Raw genomic sequence first — 20,634 nt, 5'->3', positions numbered from 1 at the left:
CTGCACACCACCACAAGCACAACGACCGGTCCCCAACCGGTCGCCGCTTGACATAGGAGCAACGCATGACCGACCAGGGCGAGGCCGATCTCTCGGTCATCGGTGCCGCACTGTCCGACCGTGGCCGCTGCCGCATGCTGATGGCGCTCGACGACGGCCGGGCGTTACCGGCGAGCATGCTCGCCGCGGAGGCCGGCGTCAGCGCCGCGACCGCCAGTGCGCACCTGAAGCAACTGCGCGCGGCCGGGCTGCTGGAGGTCGTCGCGTCGGGCCGCTACCGCTACTACCGGCTCGCGGGCGACGAGGTCGGGCGGCTGCTCGAGCAGGTCGCCCGGCTCTCGCCCGCACAACCGATCCGGTCGCTGCGCGAGGGGACCCGCGCGCACGCCATGCGACTGGCCCGGTGCTGCTACGACCACGTCGCCGGACGGCTCGGCGTCGCGCTCACCGACGCGCTGCGCGACCGTGGCCACCTCGTCGAGGAGCCCGGGCTCGACGTGCCGCGCCCACGCGGCCGGTTCCCCGACGACGCCACCTACCTGCTCACCCCGGGCGGCCGCGAGGCGTTGACGGCCATCGGCGTCGCGGTCCCCGAGGCCGTCGGCGTCCGCTGCTGCACCGACTGGACCGAGCAGCGCCACCACGTCGCGGGACCGCTCGGGCGGGCGCTGCTCGACACCCTCGTCGACCGCGGCTGGGTGCGCCGCACGCCGCGTTCGCGGGCACTGCGTCCCACCGACGACGGCCGGGCCGCCCTCCGGGAGCACTTCGGGGTGCCGTGGCCGCCACCGGTGGGGGTGCGCCGGCTCCCGGCCTGACGCCCTTGCGCCGCGCGGCTCGGTGACCAGGGGCCGTGATCCCGCTACCGTTCCCTGGTCCGCCGGCTCCCGGTCGCCGGTGGCGCCGCGAGGTGGCCGGAGGACCCGATGACGCGCACCGAGCCCGCGCCCGCCGCGGCAGACGCGCGCCTGCAGCCGGCCGGACCGATGCGCTCGCCGGTCCCCCGTGCCGACGGTGCCCGCTGGGTCGCGCTGCTCGCCGTCTCGTTCGGGGTGACGGTCGTCGTGACCCGGCTGTACCTGAGTCTCTCGGGCTGGCCGCAGATCGGCGGCGACGTCTACCACCTGGCCCACGCGCTGTGGGGCGGGCTGCTTCTGATCGTCGGCGGCGTCCTCACGCTGCTGTGGGGCAACCGCTGGGTGCAGCCCCTGACGGCGGTCCTCGTCGGCGCGGGCTCCGGGCTGTTCGTCGACGAGGTCGGCAAGTTCATCACCCAGCGCAACGACTACTTCACCCCGCTCGCCGCGCCGATCATCTATCTCGTCTTCCTGGGGGTGCTCGCGGTCGCGGTGCTCGCCCGCCGTGCCCACCTGACGAACGGGCGCACCCTCGCCTACAGCGTGACCGTCGCGCTCAAGGCGGTCGCCGACGGCCCGCTGCGTCCCGCGGCCCGCCGGGAACTGTTGCGCGACATCGACGCGCTCGCGGCCGACACCTCACGTCCGGACCTGGCCGACCTCGCCACGCGGGTTCGGCCGGTCGTCGAGAACGCACCCGTCGTCGCTGCGCCGCAGCGCATGCGCCGGGTGCTCGGCATGCTGACACGGATCGAGCGCGCCGTGCTCCCACGCTGGCTGCACCGGGTCGTGCTGATCCTCGGATCGGTGCTGATCGGGCTGCTCTCGCTGGTCGGCCTGGCCGTCTTCGTCGCGCTGGCCACCGGTGACCCGGACGCGACGATCATCATCGACGACGAGACCGTCCCGCCCGGCAGCCGTCCGCCCGCGCTGGTCATCGCCTCGGCGGGCGAGACCGTGGTCGGGCTGATGCTCGTCGTCGCCGCAGGCGCGCTGCTCATCGGGCGCGACCGCTTCGGGCTGCGCGTCGGACGGCTGGGGCTGGTCCTCGGGCTCGCCGGGGTGAACGTCGTGCTCGGCTACATCGACGCCGACCTGGTCGTCGCCGTGGTCGTGCTGGAACTGGCCCTGCTGGGTCTCTACCACCGCTACCGGCTGCGGTTCCTCGAAAACCGGTCGATCACTGACGACCCGCCCGGCTAGCGTCCGCGCCGTGCCTCGGTACCAGCTCTACCTCTGACGACCGTCGTCGGCGAGAACGGGCCCGGCAGGTCGACGCTCCTGCAGGTCCTCGCCTGCACCCTCGCCCCCGACCGCCGAGGGCGGCCGGCGCGACGGCGAGGCCGCGGCGCCGGGAGTTGCTCGCGGACCTGCACGACGGGCCACGGCTCGACCTCGCGGCGGCGACCCGCCTGCCCACGGAGCGTTCCTAGCGGGCCGCGCCGATCGCATGGGCGGCACCCCAACCGTCCGCCCGGGCGACGATGCGGCCGCCCGCCAGCCGCACTCCGGCCTCGGTCATGTCCGACACCGAGGCCACCCCCGCCGCCGCGGCGAGCGCGCCCTCCTCGTCGAGGACGATCCGCAGCCCCGGCGGCAGCAACGTCGGGAAGATCGGGCGCAGCGCCGACGCGAGCTCGGTGACGACGAGCCGCGCGAGCATCCCGGCCTCGTGCCGGTCCGCGGTCACGACCGCCGCGGTGATCTCGGTACCGGGCGGTGCGGCGCGGACGACGTGTTCGAACGCCTCCAGCCGATGCAGCCCCAGCACGACCACGAGCCCGTCGCCGGAGAAGGTGACCTGGTTGCCGCGCAGGGCGTCGTCCACCACCGGGGGCTGCCACGGCTCGTCGACCGGGCGCGGCGCGGGGGCGTAGGCGGCGAACGCGGGCTCGGTCCAGGCGTCGTCCAGGTCGGCGTCGGCCAGATGCTCGCAGGCGCGGACGACGGTGAAGGGCTCGCCGAAGCCGGGCGCGGCGACGGCGAGCCGGGCCGCGCCCTGGAGCAGGGTCAGCGCGGTCTCGGCGACCCGGACCATCCGCCGGTCCTCGCGGCGCCGCAGCGTCTGTTCGAGCGCCAGCCCGACGACGATGGCATTCAGCGCCTGGAGCTGCGCGAACGGGGTGCGGAGCCGCTCGTCGGCGGCGATCTCCTGCTCGAGGCCCGAGGCGAGCCGGACGGGCCCGCGATGCTCGTCGACGGCCAGCGGCAGCCGCGCGAGCCGGCCGCGGGCGAGGGCGGCGAGCGCCTGTGCCGCCGTCGACGGCGCCCGGCCGGGTGGGCCGTCGGGCTCGGGAACGGCGGCGGCGTCGGAGGCGAGCACGGCGAGGTAGAGGGCCCGCTTGCTCGGGAAGTTGGAGTAGACCGCGCCGCGGGTCAGGTCGGCGGCGGCCGCGATGGTGTCGACCTTGGCGTCGCGGAAGCCCTTGTCGCCGAACTCCTCGCGGGCAGCCTCGAGGACGCGGGCCCGGTTGCGTTGCTGCATCTCGGAGCGGGACAGCCGTGCCATGGTCCTCCACTCGCTTGCTCCCGATGTCGACCGACGATACCGTCAACATTCAGATGATGTGAAAATCTGTAGCGAACATTCGAGAGGTGCTGCCGCCGTGACCGTCGTCGAGATCGACCTGTCCGATCCGGAGTCGTCGCGCGATCCGGCAGCCACCTACGGCGCGGCCCGCGAACGCTCGGCGGTCGCCCGGCTCGTCGCCCCCGGGATGCCGCCGATGTGGGCGGTCACCCGCTACGCGCCGGCCCGCGCCCTGCTCACCGACCCGCGCCTCGCCCTCGGCGAGGCGACGTTCGCCCTGCTCCCGACGCTCGTCGCGGCCGAGTACCTGCCCTACCTGCGCACGATGCAGCAGATGGAGGGCCCCGAGCACGCCCGGTTGCGGAGCGCCGTCTCGCCCGCGTTCACCCCGGCGAGGGCGGCGGCGTTCCGCCCACGGGCGGAGGCGATCGTCGACGCGGCGCTCGCGCGCGTGACCGCCGGGCGCGTCGATCTCGTCGAGGTCGCGCGACCGCTCCCGATCGAGATCATCTGCGCCCTCGTCGGCGTGCCCGAGGACGAGCGGGCGCCCTGGCACGAGTTCGGTGCAGCGGTCGCCACCGGGCACGGCCCCGCGTTCGTCGAGGCCGTGCCACGGATCATCGAGGCCGCCCGCGCGGCCGTCGAGGCCGCTCGCGCCCGCCGCGGCGACGACGTCCTCTCGACGCTCGTCCGCACTCCCGACGGCCCCACGGACACCGAGCTGGTCACGCTCGTCTGGCAACTGCTCCTCGCGGGGCAGGTCCCGGCCCTGCTCGTCCCCAACGCCGTGCACGCGCTGCTCACCCACCGCGGCTCGGCGGCCGCACTGCGCACCGACCCCGCCCTGCTGCCCAACGCCGTCGAGGAGCTGATCCGCTGGTGCGGACCCCAGCTGCTGTCCCTGCCGCGGATCGCACAGGAGGACGTCGAGCTCGACGACGTCACGATCGGCAAGGGCGACATGGTGTCCGCGGCGCTCGTCGGCGCCAACCGCGATCCGCGGGTCTTCACCGACCCCGACGTCCTGCGCCTCGACCGGCCGAACGCGAACGCGCACCTCGGGTTCGCGCACGGTCCGCACTTCTGCCTGGGCGCGGGCCTCGCGCGGATGCAGACCGAGGTGACGCTGCGGGCGGTCCTGCGCCGCGCCCCGCGGCTGCCGGAACCCGACGAGGCCGCCCGCCGCCCCGACCCGGGAACGTGGCGGCTGACCTCGCTGCCCGTCCTGCTCGACGCCCCCCGGCCGGGTGCGCCGCGACTACGGTGAACCGCCCACCCTCGATCCGCGCCGGCGCGGGGCACCACCCTCGGGCCGGGAGCCCGGCCGATCCACCGAAGTCGGCGACGTCGGACGGGCCCGGGTCGAGTCGCGGGGGGCGACGATCATCTTCTTCGCCGTGGCCGCCGTCAGGTCGCGGCGAGCGGCGGCGAACCGGTACGAAGAAGTCCATGACCGCTCCCCCACAGTCCCGGCGCGCCGTGCAGTTCTCCCGCTTCGGACCCCCCGACGTGCTCGAGCTCGTCACCGAGCCGCTGCCCACCCCCGGGCCGGCCGACGTCGTCGTGGCCGTGGCCGCGGCCGGGGTCAACTTCGCCGACACCATGGTCCGGCGCGGCGAGTACCGCCGCGACCAGCAGCTCCCCGACGTGCCGGGGGTCGAGGCCGTCGGCACCGTGGTGTGGGCCGGGCCGGGGTCGGGGCACGTCGTCGGCACGACCGTCGCGGCGTTCCTGACCGAGGGCGGCGGGTACACCGACCACGCCGTCGTCGCGGGCCGGCGCGCCTACCCGGTGCCCGCCGACGTCGCGCCCGTCACCGTCGCCGCCGGGTTCCTGCAGGGCATCACCGCCTGGTACGCCGTCGACCGGCACGGCCGTACCCGCCCGGGCGAGACGGTGCTCGTCACGGGCGCGACCGGTGGCGTCGGCGGGCTCGCGGTGCAACTGGCCGCCGACCTCGGCGCCCGGGTGATCGGCACGGCCTCGACCCCGGCGAAGCGGGAGCGGGCCCGCGAGCTCGGTTGCGCGGAGGCCGTCGACCCCGCGGACCCCGACCTGCGTGGCACGCTGCGGGACCTGACCGACGGGCGCGGCGTCGACGTGGTGGTCGACATGGTGGGGGGCCCGGTGTTCGCGGCCGCCCTCGACGCGCTGGGGCACAACGGGCGCTACGTAGTCGTCGGCTCGTCGACCCAACAGCCCGCGGTCTTCGACGCCCGGCGGCTGATGCCGAGGGGGCAGACCGTCAGCGGGTTCATCCTGCGCCGGATCATCGACGCCGACCCCGCCGAGCCGGGCCGGGCGATCACCCACGTCCTCGACCGCGTCGCGGCCGGAGCGGTCCGCCTGCGGACCGAGACCTTCCCGCTGGCCGACGCCGCGCACGTGCACACGCTCCTCGAGGAGCGTCGGACCGTCGGGAAGATCTGCCTGGTCCCCTGATCCTGGGCGGCTCGCCCGGCTCGGGGTGCCGTGCCTGCTGCCGAGCGTGCTCATGTTCCTGCCCGCGGCGGCGTTCGCCCGGGTGGTGGCCCGGCGTCCGGCGACGGACGGCCGGACCACACCGGCGGTGGGGTAAGGTTCGGCTGCGGGCCGTGGCCCGCACTGCGGACGTAGCGCAGCTGGTAGCGCATCACCTTGCCAAGGTGAGGGTCGCGGGTTCGAATCCCGTCGTCCGCTCAGGCTCCCGCCGGGTCGAGCCCGTGGGCGCCCCGAGGTCACGCCTCGATGATCGTCACCGTCGCCGCGGTGCCGTCGACCTCGATCAACGCCCCGTCCGGGATGCGGCCCGTCGCGTCCGTCGCCGACACGACGCACGGGATGCCCAGCTCACGGCTGACGATCGCGGCGTGCGAGAACGGCGCTCCCACGTCGACGACGACGGCCGAGGCCGCGACGAACAGCGGCGTCCACGACGGATCGGTGATCGGCGCGACCAGGATGTCGCCCGGCTCGAGGGCCGACGGGTCGTTGGGGTCGGTCAGCACCCGGGCCCGGCCCCGCGTCACGCCCGTGCAGCCCGAGACGCCCTGGATGGTCTCCCCTGCGACCGCCGCCGTGTGCGACCGGGCGTCGCGACGCTTCCACTCCGAGAGCGGCGGCGCCACCCCGGCGACGCCGCGTCGTCGGAGGCGCCGCACGGCGGGGTCGCGGCACTGCTCCCCGCCGTCGGGGCCCCACCCGGCTGCGGCCGCTGCGCGAGCTCGCGATCCGCCGGCTCGCCGCGCTGCAGCCGGCAGCCCGGCCCGCGACGCGTGTGCACTCCTGGGCGCACGCTCGCGTCACGTGGACCGACGGCGCCGTGTCCGAGGGCTGGCTGCGCGCGCAGGACGGCATGGACTTCACGGCGGCGGCCGCGGCGGCCGCCGCGCTGCACCTCGCCGCCGGGGACGCGCGGCCGGGTGCGTTCACACCCGCGGCGCTGTTCGGGCCGCGGCTCGCCGAGGAGGCGGGCGGGACCTTCCTCGACCTGGGGTGACGCCCGCGGACCGCGGCACCGGAGGCGAACCCCTCAGTCGATCCCGAACTCGCGGATCTTGCGGTACAGGGTGTTGCGGCCGATCCCGAGCGCCCTGGCCGCGCGGGTCCGGTTGCCCCCCGCGGCGCGCAGCGCCTCCACGACGGCGTCGCGCTCGGCCGACTCCATCCCGGTCAGCGTCCGCCGGGGTCCGCGCAGCTCGGGCGGCAGGTCGGCAAGCTCGACGACACCGCCGGCCGCCCGGCGCGCCATGGCGACGACCGTCGTCCGCAGCTCGGCGAGATTGCCGGGCCAGTGCCAGGCCATCAGCCGCTCCCACGCGGCCGGCGCGAACCGCGTCGTCGACTCCGGTTCCGGCAGCTCCGCCAGCAGGTCCCTGACCAGCGCGGGGAGGTCGTCACGGCGCTGGGCCAGTGTCGGCAGCCGCACGGTCGTCGCGACCTGCCGGACCGCCCCGACGACGTCGTCGGATGCGGCGTCGAGATCGGCCGTGATCGCGAGCGGGCCGCCGAGGTCGGCGAGGGTGCGCAGCTGCGCGGCCGTCGGACCCGGTCGCTCGTGCACCCGGCGCACGACGACGCCGCGCCCGGCGGCGAGCGCGGTCCGCGCGGCGTCGAACCAGCCGTCGTCGGTCGCGGGCTCGACGACCAACGGATCGCCCGCGCCGCCGCGCCGCAGCACGTCCCGCGCCGTCCGGAGCTTGCCGGTACCCGGGTCACCCGTCAGCGCGGCGATCTCGCGGTGCCGCACGACCGCCGCGAGCTCGCGCTCCACCTCGGACCGGGCGCCACGCTCGGGCCGGACGGGTGTGCGCTCCGGCGACGGGACGACCGGCACCAGCCGCACGCTGTACGCGGGCCGTAGCCCCGGGATCGGTTCGACGAGTGCGTCACGCGGGCCGTCGACCAGCGGGACCCGCATCCGGGTCGGCCGGCGCGGCCCGTGCTCGGCCAGGTACTGCCACAGCAGCGGATGCAGCTCGGGACCGGTGTGGGCGAGCCCGAGCCGGTTGGCCAGCACCGTCTCCTCGTCGACGACGAGCGCCGCGGCACCCGCCCCCCGGTCGACGGCGAGGTACGCCTCGACGAGCCGCATGCGCCGCTCGCCGGCCTCCGCCAGGATGCGGCCCTCGATCTGACGCCCGATGTCCCCGGTCATCACCGACATCAGCGGGTGGACGTCGCGCGTCGCGCAGGTCAGGGAGAACGACCCGATCATCCGCCCGGTGAACGGCTCGACGATCGGTGTCCCCGCGCACGTGAGGTCCTCGAGCAGCGGGTTGTAGTGCTCCGGGCCGCGCACCAGCACCGGTCGGCGCTCGACGAGGACGGTGCCCAGCCCGTTCGTGCCGACCGAGGGCTCGGAGAAGTCGAAGCCCTCGGCCGCGCTCGCCCGGTCCATGACGTCGCGCTGTCGCCGGACGGCGACGTGCCGCAGCACGATGCGGCCGGTCGCGTCGGAGAGCACCATCGCGACCGGCACCTCCCCGAAGCTCTCCGCGAGCCGGTCGATGACGGGTTCGGCGGCCCGGCGCAGGACGGGCAGCACGTCGTGGGGCTCGCGGTAGTCGAGGTGGTCCGGCGCGACGGGGACCGCGTCGGCGATGCAGCGTCGCCAGCTGTTCTCGATCACGGGTGGGACGCCCGCGCGACCGGGCGGCTCCGCCAGGAGGCCGCCGTCGAGCAACGCCAGCCGGCTGCGGCGGGTGCGCTCGAGTTCCGCCGACGACATCGCCGGCAGGTGCCTGACCTCGTTTCGACGCATCGTTGCCCCGTGGTCGGTCTCCGTCGGACGCCCCCGCGCGCCCGATCACCCCACGGTGCCTCACGAGGGGCCGCCGGGCCAACCGGAACCCTGCGCCTCCGACCGTTCCGAAACGGAACACCTCGGCCCCGACGCGCCGCGTCACAGTGAGCCGTGAGTCACACGAGCGCGAGGAGGACACCGCGATGACGACGACGACGTCGCTCCAGTCGGACGCGCTGCGGGAGCTGTACGCGGACTGGGCGTCGATCATCGCGACGACACCCGGTCTCACGACGCGGCTGACCCGCAGCCTGTTCGACGAATGGCACCAGCCGACCCGCGAGCCGGAGGACGTCACCTACCGCGAGGAGACGATCGGCGGCGTCCCGGGCATCTGGACGCTGCCGACGGGCGCGGACACGTCGCGGGTGCTGCTGTACACCCACGGCGGCGGGTTCGTCGTCGGTTCGGCGGCGAGCCACCGCAAGCTGGCCGCGCACGTCGCGAAGCAGCTGGGAGTCACCGCGTTCGTGCTCGACTACCGGCGCGCACCCGAACATCCGCACCCGGCCCAGGTCGAGGACGGCGTCGCCGCCTTCACCGGCCTCGTCGAGCGTGGCGTCGACCCGGCCGCGGTCACGACGATCGGTGACTCGGCGGGCGGCAACCTCGCCGTCGCGATCCCGCTCGCGCTGCGCGAACGGGGCCGGCCGCTGCCGGGCGGGGTGATCGCCCTCTCCCCCTGGCTGGACATGGAGAACTCCGGCGAGACGCTCGTGACCAACGACGCCACCGACGCACTGATCTCCGTGCCGATCCTCGAGTCGATGATCGCTGCGGTGCTCGCCGAGGGCCGCATCGACCCGCGCACCCCGCTCGCCAACCCGCTGCACGCCGACTTCGCCGGCTTCCCGCGGCTCTACGTCGACGCGGGCGCGGCCGAGTCGCTGCTGGCCGACGCCACCCGGCTCGTCGAACGCGCGCGGGCCGCGGGCGTCGACGCCACCCTGTCGGTCGCCGACGGCATGCAGCACGTCTTCCCGTGCCTGGCGGGCAACGCGCCAGAGGCCGACGAGGAGATCGCCAGGATCGCGCGCTGGTACCGCGCCTGACCGGCCACCCCCGACGAACGCCGTCCCGATGAACGCCGTCCCGAGGACGCCGGCACGACAACGCGAGGAGAGAACGTCATGAGCACGAACCCCACACCGGACGTCGACGCCGTCGTCGTCGGTGCCGGTTTCGGCGGCATCTACATGGTCTACAAGCTCCGCGAGGAGCTCGGGCTCACGGTGCGCGCCTTCGAGAAGGGCGACGGCGTCGGCGGGACGTGGTACTTCAACAGGTACCCGGGAGCGAAGTCCGACACCGAGGGTTTCGTCTACCGCTACTCCTTCGACAAGGACCTGCTGCAGTCCTACGACTGGTCGACCCGATACCTCGACCAGCCCGACGTCCTCGCCTACCTGGAGCACGTCGTCGAGCGCCACGACCTCGGTCGCGACATCCGGCTCGGCACCGAGGTCACCGGCGCGACCTACGACGAGGACAGCGCGCTCTGGAACGTCACGACGAGCGGCGGCGACACCGTCACCTGCCGCTACCTGGTCAACGCGCTCGGGCTGCTGGCCCGGACCAACATCCCCGACATCCCGGGCCTCGACTCGTTCGCCGGCCGGCTGGTCCACACCAACGCCTGGCCCGACGACCTCGACCTCACCGGCAAGCGCGTCGGCGTCATCGGCACCGGCTCGACGGGGACGCAGTTCATCGTCGCCGCCGCGAAGATCGCCGGACATCTGACGGTCTTCCAGCGGACACCCCAGTACAGCGTGCCGTCGGGCAACGGGCCGGTCGACCCGGCGGAGGTCGCGCGCACCAAGGAGAACTTCGACGCGATCTGGGCGCAGGTCCGCACGTCGGTCGTCGCGTTCGGGTTCGAGGAGAGCACCGTCGAGGCGATGAGCGTCCCGGAGGAGGAACGGCGCCGCGTGTTCCAGGAGAACTGGGACAAGGGCAACGGCTTCCGGTTCATGTTCGGCACGTTCTGCGACATCGCGACGAACCCCGAGGCCAACGAGGCTGCCGCGGCGTTCATCCGGTCGAAGATCGCCGAGATCGTCGACGACCCGGAGACTGCCCGCAAGCTCACCCCCGACGACCTCTACGCCCGGCGACCGCTGTGCAACGAGGGCTACTACGAGACGTTCAACCGCGACAACGTCGAGCTCGTCTCGATCAAGGAGAACCCGATCGAGGCGGTCACCCCCGCCGGCGTCCGCACCGCCGACGGCGTGGAGCACACCCTCGACGTGCTCGTCCTCGCGACGGGATTCGACGCCGTGGACGGCAACTACCGGGCGATGGACCTGCGCGGCCGCGGCGGCCGGCACATCGACGAGCACTGGCAGGACGGACCGACGAGCTACCTCGGGCTGTCGAAGGCGGGCTTCCCGAACATGTTCATGATCCTCGGCCCCAACGGCCCGTTCACCAACCTGCCGCCGAGCATCGAGTCGCAGGTCGACTGGATCGGCGAGCTCATCGCCACCGCCGAGCGCACCGGCGCACGTGCGGTCGAGCCGACGCCCGAGGCCGAGGCGGGGTGGACGGCGACCTGCGCGGAGATCGCGGACGCGACGCTGTTCCCCCGGGCCGACTCCTGGATCTTCGGCGCGAACATCCCGGGCAAGAAGAACTCCGTGATGTTCTACATGGCGGGCATCGGCGCCTACCGGCAGAAGCTCGGTGAGGTCGCCGACGCCGGGTACGAGGGCTTCGCCCTGGAGCCGGCGAGCTGAGCAGCCCGGCGCCGCGCCGAGGGGGCGGCCCGCCGCCATGCCGACCGGGCGGCCCGCCGCCGTGCCGAGGGGGCGGCCCGCCGCCGTGCCGACGGCACCCCGCCGCATGCCGGTGATGATCTCGGGGTACGAAGGACACGTGGGCATCGACAACAGTGACCTGCGGCTGTGGTGGCCCGACCTGCCGGCCACCACGGCCGACGCGGAGTTCGACGCGGCGGCGGAGGCCGACGCGACGGACGCCGCGCCGGTCGACGCGCTGATGGCGCCGGGAACCACCGCCTCCTGAGGGCGCTGCCCGCCCCGGCCCGAGATCGGTCAGGAATCGAGAAGCCGCGCCGCCCAGGTCCTCCCTACCGTTTTCTCATGACCTCCATCGACTCCGTCGTCATCGAGACCACCGACCCCGCCGCCACCCGCGCCTTCCTCACCGCACTCGCCCTCGACGGCCGGCTCGCGGTCCGCGGGTCCGACGCGCCCACCGACGGCTTCCGCGCGTGCACGCTCTCGCTCGTCGTCGGCCGGCCGAGCACCGTCGACGCCCTCGTCGCGAGCGCGGTCGCGGCGGGTGCGACCGTCGTCAAGCCGGTCGAGAAGACCTTCTGGGGCTACGGCGGCGTGGTCCGCGCACCGGACGGCACGATCTGGAAGATCGCGACCTCGAAGAAGAAGGACACCGGGCCCGCCACCCGGGAGGTCGACGGGATCGTCCTGCTGCTCGGCGTCACGGACGTCAAGGCCAGCAAGCGGTTCTACGTCGAGCACGGGCTGACGGTCGGGCGGAGCTTCGGCGGCAAGTACGTCGAGTTCTCGACGCCCGGCGCCCCCGTGAAGCTCGCCCTCTACCCGCGCAAGGCGCTCGCGAAGGACGCCGGTGTCGACATGGCGGGCTCGGGATCGCACCGCATCGCCATCGCCGGTGACGGCGACGGCTTCACCGACCCCGACGGGTTCGTCTGGGAGTCTGCACCCGTCACCAGCAGCCCGAACTGACCCCGCCCCCGGGAGGTGCGCCATCGACGTCGCGACCGAGGACGTGCTGGCCGTCCACCAGCTCTACGGCCGGCAGAGCCACGCGATCGACTCCGGGCGGGCCGCCGACTGGGCGGCGACCTTCACCTCCGACGGGGAGTTCCGCTCCCCCAGCTATCCCGAGCCTTCGACGGGCACCGTAGAGCTCACGGCGTTCGCCGAGCGCTTCCACGCGGCCTGCGTCGAGTCCGGTGAGGCGCTGCACCACGTCATCAGCACGGTCGACGTCGCCGCCACCGGCCCCGACGCGCTGACCAGCACCGCGTACCTGCAGATCGTCGGCACCCCGCGGGGCGAGTCGTCGCGGCTGCTGCGCATCACCACGATCGTCGACGAGCTCGTCCGCACCCCGGGCGGCTGGCGGATCCGCCGCCGCGTCGTGCTGCGCGACGGGTGACCCGGCTCAGGTGACCGCGCGGTCGACGCGGTAGCTCAGCCGGCCCCGCGTCGCCGCGACGACCACGATCGCGACGATGCCGAACCCGACCAGCTCCGGGAGCAGGCCGTACTCGGTCAGCAACGGAGCCGGGAACATCGGCGCGACGATCTTGTTGGCGAAGGTGTTGAACGACGCGTGCATCAGCATCGTGATCAGCAGGCTGCCGCCCACGTTGTTGAACACCCACGACATGACGACGGTCAGCGCCGTGATCATCGCGACGAACATCAGCACGTTGCCGAGCGAGAGCGGCGTCCACACCCCGGTCCAGAACAGCGGGAAGTGCCACACCGCCCACACCACGCCCAGGACGACGCTGCCGACGAGCGGGCCGCGTGCCGCCTGCAGCCTGGGCAGCGCGAACCCGCGCCAGCCGGGCTCCTCACCGAGCGGGCCGCCGAGGACGAACGTCGACACGAAGGCCAGCGGGTAGCCGAGCGCCATCGCCGCGGTCACCGGCTGGTACGACGTCACGGCCCCGGGCAGCACGACGGCCCCGACGATCTCGCTCGCCGGAATGACCAGCAGCACGAACACGTACCAGCGGAACTTCACGCGCCACTGCAGGTAGCGGCGCAGCAGCCGCCTCGGCCCCTCCGGGCCCTCGGCGACGCGGGCCATCACGAACGCCGCCATCGTCGGGCCGGTGAACGTCGCGGCGGCGATGAGGAGGGCGTCGGCGATCGGCGGGAGGTCGTACGGCAGCGCGCCCGTGCCGGTCCGGGACAGCACGACGGGCAGCTCCACCACCCACGACCCGGCGAAGGCGAGCACGAAGAACGACACGAGCGGATGGCGGGCCAGGACACCGTCGCCTGCGCCGCCCGGCCGCGCGGCCACCCCCGAGGTCGTCATGCGAGGAGCTCCCCTGACCCCGGAAACCGCACGTCGTCGCGGTGACGACTCGCTGTCCGGGAGCTGCAGAGTAGGGATCGGACCCCTCGCCGACGTGCGAGTTCACCTGATCGTGTCAGGCGCGGAACGGTCCGTCGGCCCGTCAGCCCGGGAGCTTCTTGCGGACCTTCCGTGCCTTCTTGCGCAGCCGGGTGCCGTGCCGGCTCGCCTCCTTGCGTGCCGTCGACGCCGCGTCCTGCATCTCGCGCACGTGGAAGCCCTTGCGCAGCCCCCGCCGGACGTCGGCCTGCCGCGGCAACATCAGTGTGAACGCGTACCGCCACAGCTTGACCGCCAGGAGGGCCAGCGGGATCCCGAGCGGGAGCAGGATGATCGTCACGCAGAGCACGATCGCGACGACGGACAACAGCAGCCCGACGACCATCAGCAGGACCGCGCCGATCCCTCGCAGAACCCTCATCACGACTCCTCGGTGACGTCCCGGATACCCGCGACGAACACGGCGCACACGTCGGACCGTCCTGCCTTCTTGCGAAGCGTTGGCCTTCGGCTGGACATCGGCTGGTGGTCGGCTCCCTAGCGTGGACGGCGTGATCGACACGCTCGGACCCACCCGCGACACCCCGGTCGACGGCCCGCTGTTGCCGACGGCCCTGCGCCGCCCCGCCGTCGGCGTCGCCGCCGCATGCGCCGCGCTGCTCGCCGCCCTCGCCGTCGTCGTGGCCGGGACGTCGACGGCCACCCCCGTCGACGCCTGGGCGCAGCGGATCGTCGCGACCCACCACGCGCTGCACGGCCAGTGGCCGAGCCTGGCCGTCGTCGCCGGCGAGCCGGTGACCGTCGTGGCCGTCGCCTGCGTCCTCGCCGCGTGGTGCGCACGACGGCGGCGATGGCGCTCCGCGGTGCTGGCGGTGCTGGCCCCGGGCCTGACCGGTCTGCTGGAGACGGGACTCAAGCCGCTGGTCGGACGCACGATCGCCACCGGCGCGCTCTCCTTCCCCAGCGGGCACACCGCCGGCGTCACCGCGCTGGGCCTGTCCGTGACGCTCGTGATCGCCGGGGGTGCGCAGCAGCGTCGCGAGCTGTGGGTGCTGGTGGGCACGTTCCTCACCGGCGCGGGCGCCGTGGCCGTCGCCGTCGGGCTCGTCGCCGAGCACGCCCACTACCCGACCGACACCATCGGCGGGTTCTGCCTCGCCGCTGCGACGACCGTCGGGTGCGCACTCGCCGTCGACCGCGTCGGCAGGGCGGCCCCGCACGCACGCCGGTGGCGGTCACCGCGACCGTCGCGGTGACCGCCATCGGCGGTGCTGCTCCCGTGCCGCCTCAGCTCAGCGGGCGCCGGTACGTCTCGGGGAGCGCCACCAAGCAACCGATGCTGACCAGCAGCATCGCCGTCATGTAGAGCCCGAGGCCGACCCCGCCCCACGTGGCGCTCAGCGGAGCGGCGATCAGCAGGATCACCGCGCCGCCCGCGACGCCACCGAGGTTGTAGCTGACGCCGGCGCCCGTGTAGCGGCAGCGGGTCGCGAACATCTCCGGCAGGTAGGCACCCAGCGGGCCGTAGGCCAGTCCGATCAGCGCGAGCAGCACCACGACCGCCGTCCCGACCGCCAGCGGCGTGCCGACGTTCATCAGTGGGAAGAGCACCAGCGACCAGGCCGCCAGGCCGATGCAGCTCGCCAGGACCAGGCCCCGGCGCCCGATGCGGTCCGACCACACCGAGGCCAGCACCGTCGTCACACAGGCGGCCGCCGCGGCGAGGACGTCGATCAGCAGGATCGTCGACATTCCCAGGTGCAGGGTGGTCGTCGCGTAGGTGGTCAGGTAGACCGAGCCGACGGTCATGGCGCCGAAGATGCCGGTCGTGACCCCGATGGCCAGCAGCATCGTGCGGGTCTGCCGACGCCACACCTCGAGGAACGGGGCGCGGGTCGTCTCGCCCCGGCTGCGGGCCCGGGCGAAGACCGGGGTCTCGCTCGTGTGCAGCCGGACGTACAGCCCGACCGCGATCAGGCCGGCGCTGAGCAGGAACGGCACCCGCCAGCCCCACGTGACGAACGCGTCGCTCGTCTCGCCGATGCTGAGGTTGACCACGAGGAACGTCAGCGACGCGAGTACGAACGCGACGCACGCCCCGAGCTGCGGGTACATGGTGAGCCGGCCGCGACGCCCGTCGGCGGCGTTCTCGGAGGCGAACAGCGCGGCCCCCGCCCACTCCCCGCCGACCGCGAAGCCCTGCGCCGCCCGGAAGAGGACCAGCAGCACCGGCGCCACCCACCCGATGGTGGCCGCGCCCGGCATCACCCCGACGCCGACCGTGCACAGCCCCATCAGGGTCAGCGTGAGGACCAGCGTGCGCTTGCGGCCGAGCCGGTCCCCGATGTGCCCGAACACGGCCGAGCCGAGGGGCCGGAAGACGAAGACGACGGCCAGCGTGGCGAGCGCGGCGACCGCGCCCATCGTCGGGCTCAGGTTCGGGAAGAAGACCTTGTTGAAGACCAGCGCCGCCGCGGTGCCGTAGATGAAGTAGTCGTAGAACTCGATCGTCGTACCCGCGAGACTCGCGAGCGCGACCCGGCGGTCGGTGCGTTCGGGCGGCGGGGTGTCCGGGGCGAAGGTGGGCGACGGCGCGGCGTCGGTTGCGAGGGTGGTCATTGCGGGCCTTCTTCCTGGTCTGCGCGGCCGGGGCCCGACCGCTGCTGAACCCAGGCTCGCCCCGCCCACCGTCGCCGGGGATCGGTCGGCCGGTGGGATGGCCGGCGGACCCGCACTCCACCGATCGGCCGACGCCGCGCCTGCGCGACCAACGTCACCGCCGTGTCGGGAGCGGGTCGGCGGCCGAGGTCGCCGACAGGTCGTAGTCTGACCGGGGCGCTGCGGCGCCCGCGGGGCCTCTAGCTCAACCGGCAGAGCAGCGGACTTTTAATCCGCGGGTTCGGGGTTCGATCCCCCGGGGGCCCACTACGTCGACCTGCAGCACGGTGCCCGCCGCCGTCGGGGATGTTGCCGAGCTTCTTTGCTGTCGACGTGGACCAGCTCGCCCGGTGCGGGGTGTTCGTAGCGGCGTACTCCTGCGCCGGTGGCGCGGTCGGGGTCGATCAGGCGGGCCATCCGGTAGCGGCGCAGCACGGCGTGAACCGTGGAAGTGGCCAGCCGCAGCAGGCCGGCGATCCGGGTCGAGGTGCGGTGTGGGCTGTGGTGCGGGCGGCAGGAGCGGTCGGTCGTGCCACATCGCGGCAGCAGAAGCCCAGCACCACGTGCGGACCTATGGGGCGATCACGGTCGAGCTCCTGTTCGGAGATGGTGTCTCGGTCTCCTGACGTACGCCGGGGGCCGCCGAAGCCACTGCGGTGCCGGCGGTGCTGCGACGCCGCTCCGTTGCCGCGCTCAGTGATGGTCACGGTGAGTTCCGGGTCCCGAAGCGCCGGTCCGCCCCCGCGACGGGGACGGGACCGGCCCCGGTCCGTGCTCAGTCGACGATGGTGACGACGCCGCTCGGGGCGTCGAGGACCTCAACGGTTCGAGCAGCGGCGCGGTCGATGTGCACCCGCGGCTCGGCGGGGAGGCCGTGCTCGTTGTACGTGCCCGGGCCGTAGAACTGGCCGTAGCTCAGGACGACCCCGCTCTCGGCGAGGACCGAGGACTCCAACTGCTTCACGGCGACGGAGTCGGGGCCGTCAGGCAGCTCCCACGCGACCGACTGGACGAGGATCCTCGGCGACCCGGCCGCCCGGGCGGCCTCGATGACGTTCTGGTTCCCCTCGGTTCGGATGCGCGCGTTCAGGTCGCCGTAGGCAGCGATCTGGTTCACGTCGTCAGGCAGGTCTGTGAGCTCGTTGAGGATGACATCGGGACGGAAGTCGACGACGGCGGCGATGAGGGCCTCGCGATCGAACACGTCGACGACGGCCGGCTCCGCACCGAGGTCTGCGATCTGGTCAGCCTTGCTCGCGGACCGGGTCATGCCGGCCACCGTGTGTCCGGCCTCGACGAGGAACGGGACCAGCCGTCGGCCGATCACTCCGGACGCGCCGGCGAGGAAGATTCTGGACATGGGTTTCCTTTCTCGATGATCAAGGACGGGGGGTTCGGCCGCGGCGCGCCAGACGTGTCCGGGCGACGAGGCTGACCAGGGCGAGCAGGATCGTGAGCACGGTGTAGCCGACCACCGCCGGGATCTCGCCCAACGGCGCGACGAGCTGCCCTTCGACCACGATCGGAACCCCGAAGGCGGTGTAGGCGACGACGTAGACGGCCGCGACGACCGCGGCGCGCCCACCGGGAGCGACCTGGGGGATCAGCAGCTGAAGTGCGGCAGTGAACGCAGACCCGAACCCGACGCCCGCGATGGCCTGTCCGGCGATCATGAGTGCCAGGCTCGGAGCGAGGATCCCACCGATGATCGCTCCCGCGCCGAGGACGGAGGTGAAGATGCCGATCGACATCGCCGTGGGGGAGGGAACTGCGGCGAAGAGCAACCCGACGGCGGTTGCGACTGCTGGTGCGATGAAGCCGGCGAATCCCCCGACGAACGCGCTCTCCAGGTGGAAGACGCTGCGGACGATGTTCGGTGCCAGCCCACCGGAGAGCCCTGCGAGCATCCAGACCGCCGCGACGACGGGGGCGGAGGAGTAGAACTCCCGGCGCGCAGCTGCGGGCACCGAGATTCGAGGTATCAGCGAGCGCACCGCTCCCGGGCTGCGGGTCACGGTCTCACCCGACGCGAAGACAGTGATGCCGCCCAGCGTGGTGAGCACGATGAGCACGGTGAAGATGATGGTGTTCGCGGCCGAGGTGAGCTGGATGGCCAGTCCCGCCAGCAGCGACCCCAGGGCAAGACCACCGGTGAGGCTGATGCCGGCGAGGATGGTGCCCAGCCTCTTCCGCCCATTTGGCGCGAACTCGACGATCGCAGCCGTGAACGCCGATGTGGCGGCCCCGCTCGCGACGCCCTGGACGATTCGCCCGGCGATGACCCATTCCACGTCGGTGCCGACGAGGAAGAGGGTGTTCGAGACGAGCTGGACGATCAGGGTCGCGATCAGCACTGGACGTCGGCCGACATGATCGGACAGTGCGCCCAGCGTGAGAGCCGCGACGAGGAACCCGATCGCATAGACGGCGAACGCCACCGTGAGCATGGCTGGTGTGAAGTCGAAGGCCTGCTCGTAGGTTACGAGCAGCGGGGTCAGTGCTCCGGCGCCCAGGTAGAGGCTCATGAAGGCGACAGCCGTGCCCACCATGGCGACGCCCGACGGAAGCTGTCGTCGGCCGGCCGGGATCGCGTCGGCGGTCGGCACTCGGACGGATGTCACTGACTCTCCTTCGGCTGCGACGAGGCCTGTCCTCGCCGTCGCCGACGCTATCGAGATGTGGTCCTTTCTTTCAGGCCAATTCAGGGCCAGAATCCCGGACCACTTGGAGCGCCGGTCAGAACCCGGAGCCACCGGTGCAGGGCCACCCGCGCGCAGGTATCCGGCGTCAGGGGGAGGGCAGGATGCGGCACAGCGCCTGCAGCGCGCCCGGCCACGCACTCTCGGAGACATTGGAGAAGTTCACGACCAGCGCATCAGGCCACGACGGGTGACCGTCGGCGGCCGGGTGCCGGAACTCTGCCAGTCCACTCACGACCAGCCCTTGCCGTCCCGCAACGCGCAGTACCCGCTCCTCAGAGCCCACAGGTAGTGCGAGGACGGCCTGCAGCCCCGCGGCCATGCCGATGACGTGCACCGCGGGCGCAGCATCCGCGATCCTCTCGATCAGCACCTCACGACGATGCCGGAGTCGGCGCCTCCTGCTCCGGACATGCCGATCGAAGGCGCCCGACTCGAGGAACTCGGCGAAGACGAGCTGATCGAGGGCGCTGACCGTGTCGACACGTCCCTTCGCCTGCGCCACCGCGGGCAGGAGGCTGTCGGGGACCACCGCCCACCCCAGTCGCAGCGCCGGTGCGACGGACTTGCTCGCCGTCCCGAAGTAGACGACATGATCGGGGTCGAGACCCTGCAGCGCCCCGACAGGCACTCGGTCGTACCGGAACTCACCGTCGTAGTCGTCCTCGAGGATCACGGCCCCCGTCCTGCGGGCCCAGTCGACCACAGCCGTTCTCCGCTCCGTGGACAAGGCATACCCCGTGGGGAACTGGTGCGCCGGCGTCAGCAGGACGGCGGCGGCGTCGGCGATGTCGACGAGCTGATCGACCCGGGCCCCGCACTCGTCGACGTCGACGGGCCGGGTGCCGACACCTTCGTCGCGCAGCAACTCACGGTAGATGTCGAGTCCGTAGGACTCGACTGCCACGGTCTCGCCGCCTTCCGCGGCGAGCGCTCGCGCCAGCACCCCCAGCCCATGATGGAAACCCGAGGTGATCACGATCCGCGCCGCATCAGCGTGCACCCCGCGGGCGCGGGCGAGGTACTCGGCGAGCGCCTCTCGTAGTTCCATCCGTCCGAGCGGGTCCCCATACCCGTAGGTGCTGTGCGGAGCGTTCGCGAAGGCGCGGCGGGCCGCCGCCAACCAGGGCGCTCGGGGGAACTCGGCGTAGTCCTCGGCGCCCGGCTCCAGCCCTCGTGACGAGCGGCGTCGCGCGGTCGGTGCCGATGCTCCCGAGGGTCCGCGGCGCGACGGCACGCGCGTAGCGACACGCGTTCCGGAGCCGGGCCGGGCCGCGAGCCACCCTTCTTCGACGAGCGCGGTGTAGCACTCTGTGACGGTGCTCCGGGCTATGCCGAGATCGGCGGCCAGGACCCTCGATGCGGGAAGTCGGGTACCGGGCGCAAGCCGTCCGGTGCGGACGGCGTCGCGCAACGCATCGGTCAGGCCTGCTCTGAGAGAGTGTTGTGAAACCTGGTGATCACTCGGCGTGGCGGCCGTAGTAGTCGCCCGGACCTGTT

20 protein-coding genes, 2 tRNA genes and 1 pseudogene are annotated in these 20,634 nt (G+C 73.2%); 13 read left to right on the top strand and 10 right to left on the bottom strand.

What is annotated here, in order from left to right; all coding sequences use genetic code 11:
• The first annotated feature begins 65 nt into the window (after positions 1–65).
• The gene (locus PSD17_RS15245; RefSeq protein ID WP_339123079.1) at positions 66–818 is read left to right on the top strand and encodes an ArsR family transcriptional regulator; all 753 of its coding nucleotides are present in this window, start codon (positions 66–68) and stop codon (positions 816–818) included.
• Positions 819–926: 108 nt separating this feature from the next.
• Complete coding sequence (locus PSD17_RS15240; protein ID WP_339123077.1) at positions 927–2,060, top strand: hypothetical protein; 1,134 nt, start codon at positions 927–929, stop codon at positions 2,058–2,060.
• Between the two features lie 226 nt (positions 2,061–2,286).
• Here PSD17_RS15240 and PSD17_RS15235 read toward each other — a convergent pair whose 3' ends face one another.
• The gene (locus PSD17_RS15235; protein WP_339123075.1) at positions 2,287–3,366 is read right to left on the bottom strand and encodes a helix-turn-helix domain-containing protein; all 1,080 of its coding nucleotides are present in this window, start codon (positions 3,364–3,366) and stop codon (positions 2,287–2,289) included.
• A gap of 97 nt (positions 3,367–3,463) precedes the next feature.
• Between PSD17_RS15235 and PSD17_RS15230 the strand changes: the two genes are divergently transcribed.
• The 3 genes from PSD17_RS15230 (at position 3,464) to PSD17_RS15220 (ending at position 6,066) form a co-directional block, all read left to right on the top strand.
• Positions 3,464–4,654 (top strand): cytochrome P450, encoded by a 1,191-nt coding sequence (locus PSD17_RS15230; protein ID WP_339123074.1) that lies wholly within the window; start codon positions 3,464–3,466, stop codon positions 4,652–4,654.
• A 182-nt stretch (positions 4,655–4,836) separates the two neighbouring features.
• Complete coding sequence (locus PSD17_RS15225; protein ID WP_339123072.1) at positions 4,837–5,829, top strand: quinone oxidoreductase family protein; 993 nt, start codon at positions 4,837–4,839, stop codon at positions 5,827–5,829.
• 164 nt (positions 5,830–5,993) lie between these two features.
• Positions 5,994–6,066: transfer RNA gene (locus PSD17_RS15220), tRNA-Gly, on the top strand.
• Positions 6,067–6,104: 38 nt separating this feature from the next.
• Here PSD17_RS15220 and PSD17_RS15215 read toward each other — a convergent pair.
• The gene (locus PSD17_RS15215; RefSeq protein ID WP_339123070.1) at positions 6,105–6,494 is read right to left on the bottom strand and encodes a PEP-utilizing enzyme; all 390 of its coding nucleotides are present in this window, start codon (positions 6,492–6,494) and stop codon (positions 6,105–6,107) included.
• A 194-nt stretch (positions 6,495–6,688) separates the two neighbouring features.
• Here PSD17_RS15215 and PSD17_RS15210 point away from each other — a divergent pair, with 194 nt between their 5' ends.
• A complete protein-coding gene (locus tag PSD17_RS15210; protein WP_339123068.1) occupies positions 6,689–6,865 on the top strand; it encodes a hypothetical protein in 177 nt (58 codons plus the stop codon).
• A gap of 33 nt (positions 6,866–6,898) precedes the next feature.
• Here PSD17_RS15210 and PSD17_RS15205 read toward each other — a convergent pair whose 3' ends face one another.
• Positions 6,899–8,629 carry a sigma-54-dependent Fis family transcriptional regulator gene (locus PSD17_RS15205; protein WP_339123067.1) on the bottom strand — a complete coding sequence of 577 codons (1,731 nt, stop codon included), beginning with the start codon at positions 8,627–8,629 and terminating at the stop codon, positions 6,899–6,901.
• Positions 8,630–8,814: 185 nt separating this feature from the next.
• Between PSD17_RS15205 and PSD17_RS15200 the strand changes: the two genes are divergently transcribed.
• The 5 genes from PSD17_RS15200 to PSD17_RS15180 all read left to right on the top strand — a co-directional run bounded on the left by PSD17_RS15200 (position 8,815) and on the right by PSD17_RS15180 (position 12,841).
• Positions 8,815–9,723, top strand: coding sequence for an alpha/beta hydrolase (locus tag PSD17_RS15200; RefSeq protein ID WP_013672696.1), 909 nt, complete (start codon positions 8,815–8,817; stop codon positions 9,721–9,723).
• A 78-nt stretch (positions 9,724–9,801) separates the two neighbouring features.
• Positions 9,802–11,412: a flavin-containing monooxygenase gene (locus tag PSD17_RS15195; RefSeq protein WP_339123065.1), complete on the top strand. Its 1,611-nt coding sequence runs from the start codon at positions 9,802–9,804 to the stop codon at positions 11,410–11,412.
• Positions 11,413–11,551: 139 nt separating this feature from the next.
• Entirely contained in the window at positions 11,552–11,701 is a 150-nt protein-coding gene (locus PSD17_RS15190) for a hypothetical protein (RefSeq protein ID WP_158511284.1), read from the top strand.
• A 77-nt stretch (positions 11,702–11,778) separates the two neighbouring features.
• The gene (locus PSD17_RS15185) at positions 11,779–12,405 is read left to right on the top strand and encodes a glyoxalase (protein ID WP_339123062.1); all 627 of its coding nucleotides are present in this window, start codon (positions 11,779–11,781) and stop codon (positions 12,403–12,405) included.
• 43 nt (positions 12,406–12,448) lie between these two features.
• On the top strand, positions 12,449–12,841 hold the full coding sequence (locus PSD17_RS15180; RefSeq protein WP_339123061.1) for a nuclear transport factor 2 family protein: 393 nt from the start codon (positions 12,449–12,451) through the stop codon (positions 12,839–12,841).
• Between the two features lie 6 nt (positions 12,842–12,847).
• Here the strand turns inward: PSD17_RS15180 and PSD17_RS15175 are convergent, their stop codons facing one another.
• Both PSD17_RS15175 and PSD17_RS15170 read right to left on the bottom strand, forming a co-directional pair.
• Positions 12,848–13,738, bottom strand: coding sequence for a CPBP family intramembrane glutamic endopeptidase (locus PSD17_RS15175; protein WP_013672691.1), 891 nt, complete (start codon positions 13,736–13,738; stop codon positions 12,848–12,850).
• Positions 13,739–13,880: 142 nt separating this feature from the next.
• Positions 13,881–14,198: a hypothetical protein gene (locus tag PSD17_RS15170; protein ID WP_339123058.1), complete on the bottom strand. Its 318-nt coding sequence runs from the start codon at positions 14,196–14,198 to the stop codon at positions 13,881–13,883.
• A 130-nt stretch (positions 14,199–14,328) separates the two neighbouring features.
• Here PSD17_RS15170 and PSD17_RS15165 point away from each other — a divergent pair, with 130 nt between their 5' ends.
• Positions 14,329–15,033, top strand: a complete 705-nt coding sequence (locus PSD17_RS15165) for a phosphatase PAP2 family protein (protein WP_339123057.1) — start codon at positions 14,329–14,331, stop codon at positions 15,031–15,033.
• 31 nt (positions 15,034–15,064) lie between these two features.
• On the opposite strand, the gene PSD17_RS15160 is transcribed toward PSD17_RS15165, so the two are convergent.
• Positions 15,065–16,396, bottom strand: a complete 1,332-nt coding sequence (locus PSD17_RS15160; protein WP_339123055.1) for an MFS transporter — start codon at positions 16,394–16,396, stop codon at positions 15,065–15,067.
• Positions 16,397–16,629: 233 nt separating this feature from the next.
• On the opposite strand from PSD17_RS15160, the gene PSD17_RS15155 reads away from it, so the two are divergent.
• A tRNA-Lys gene (locus tag PSD17_RS15155) sits at positions 16,630–16,702 on the top strand.
• Here the strand turns inward: PSD17_RS15155 and PSD17_RS15150 are convergent.
• The 4 genes and pseudogenes from PSD17_RS15150 to pdxR form a co-directional block, all read right to left on the bottom strand.
• Positions 16,699–16,960: pseudogene (locus tag PSD17_RS15150) on the bottom strand (IS481 family transposase); the annotation flags it as partial. The gene PSD17_RS15155 and the pseudogene PSD17_RS15150 sit on opposite strands and share 4 nt — an antisense overlap.
• Positions 16,961–17,210: 250 nt before the next feature.
• A complete protein-coding gene (locus PSD17_RS15145; RefSeq protein ID WP_013672687.1) occupies positions 17,211–17,795 on the bottom strand; it encodes an NAD-dependent epimerase/dehydratase family protein in 585 nt (194 codons plus the stop codon).
• 19 nt (positions 17,796–17,814) lie between these two features.
• Positions 17,815–19,041, bottom strand: a complete 1,227-nt coding sequence (locus PSD17_RS15140; RefSeq protein ID WP_339123052.1) for an MFS transporter — start codon at positions 19,039–19,041, stop codon at positions 17,815–17,817.
• Between the two features lie 181 nt (positions 19,042–19,222).
• Positions 19,223–20,634: MocR-like pyridoxine biosynthesis transcription factor PdxR (pdxR, locus tag PSD17_RS15135; protein ID WP_339123050.1), on the bottom strand; the 1,412-nt coding region annotated here is incomplete at its 5' end.

It is taken from the genome of Pseudonocardia sp. D17 (assembly GCF_036984265.1).
In the GTDB taxonomy this organism is placed as follows: Bacteria; Actinomycetota; Actinomycetes; order Mycobacteriales; family Pseudonocardiaceae; genus Pseudonocardia; species Pseudonocardia benzenivorans.
This window is presented reverse-complemented; position numbering and strand designations above follow the sequence as displayed.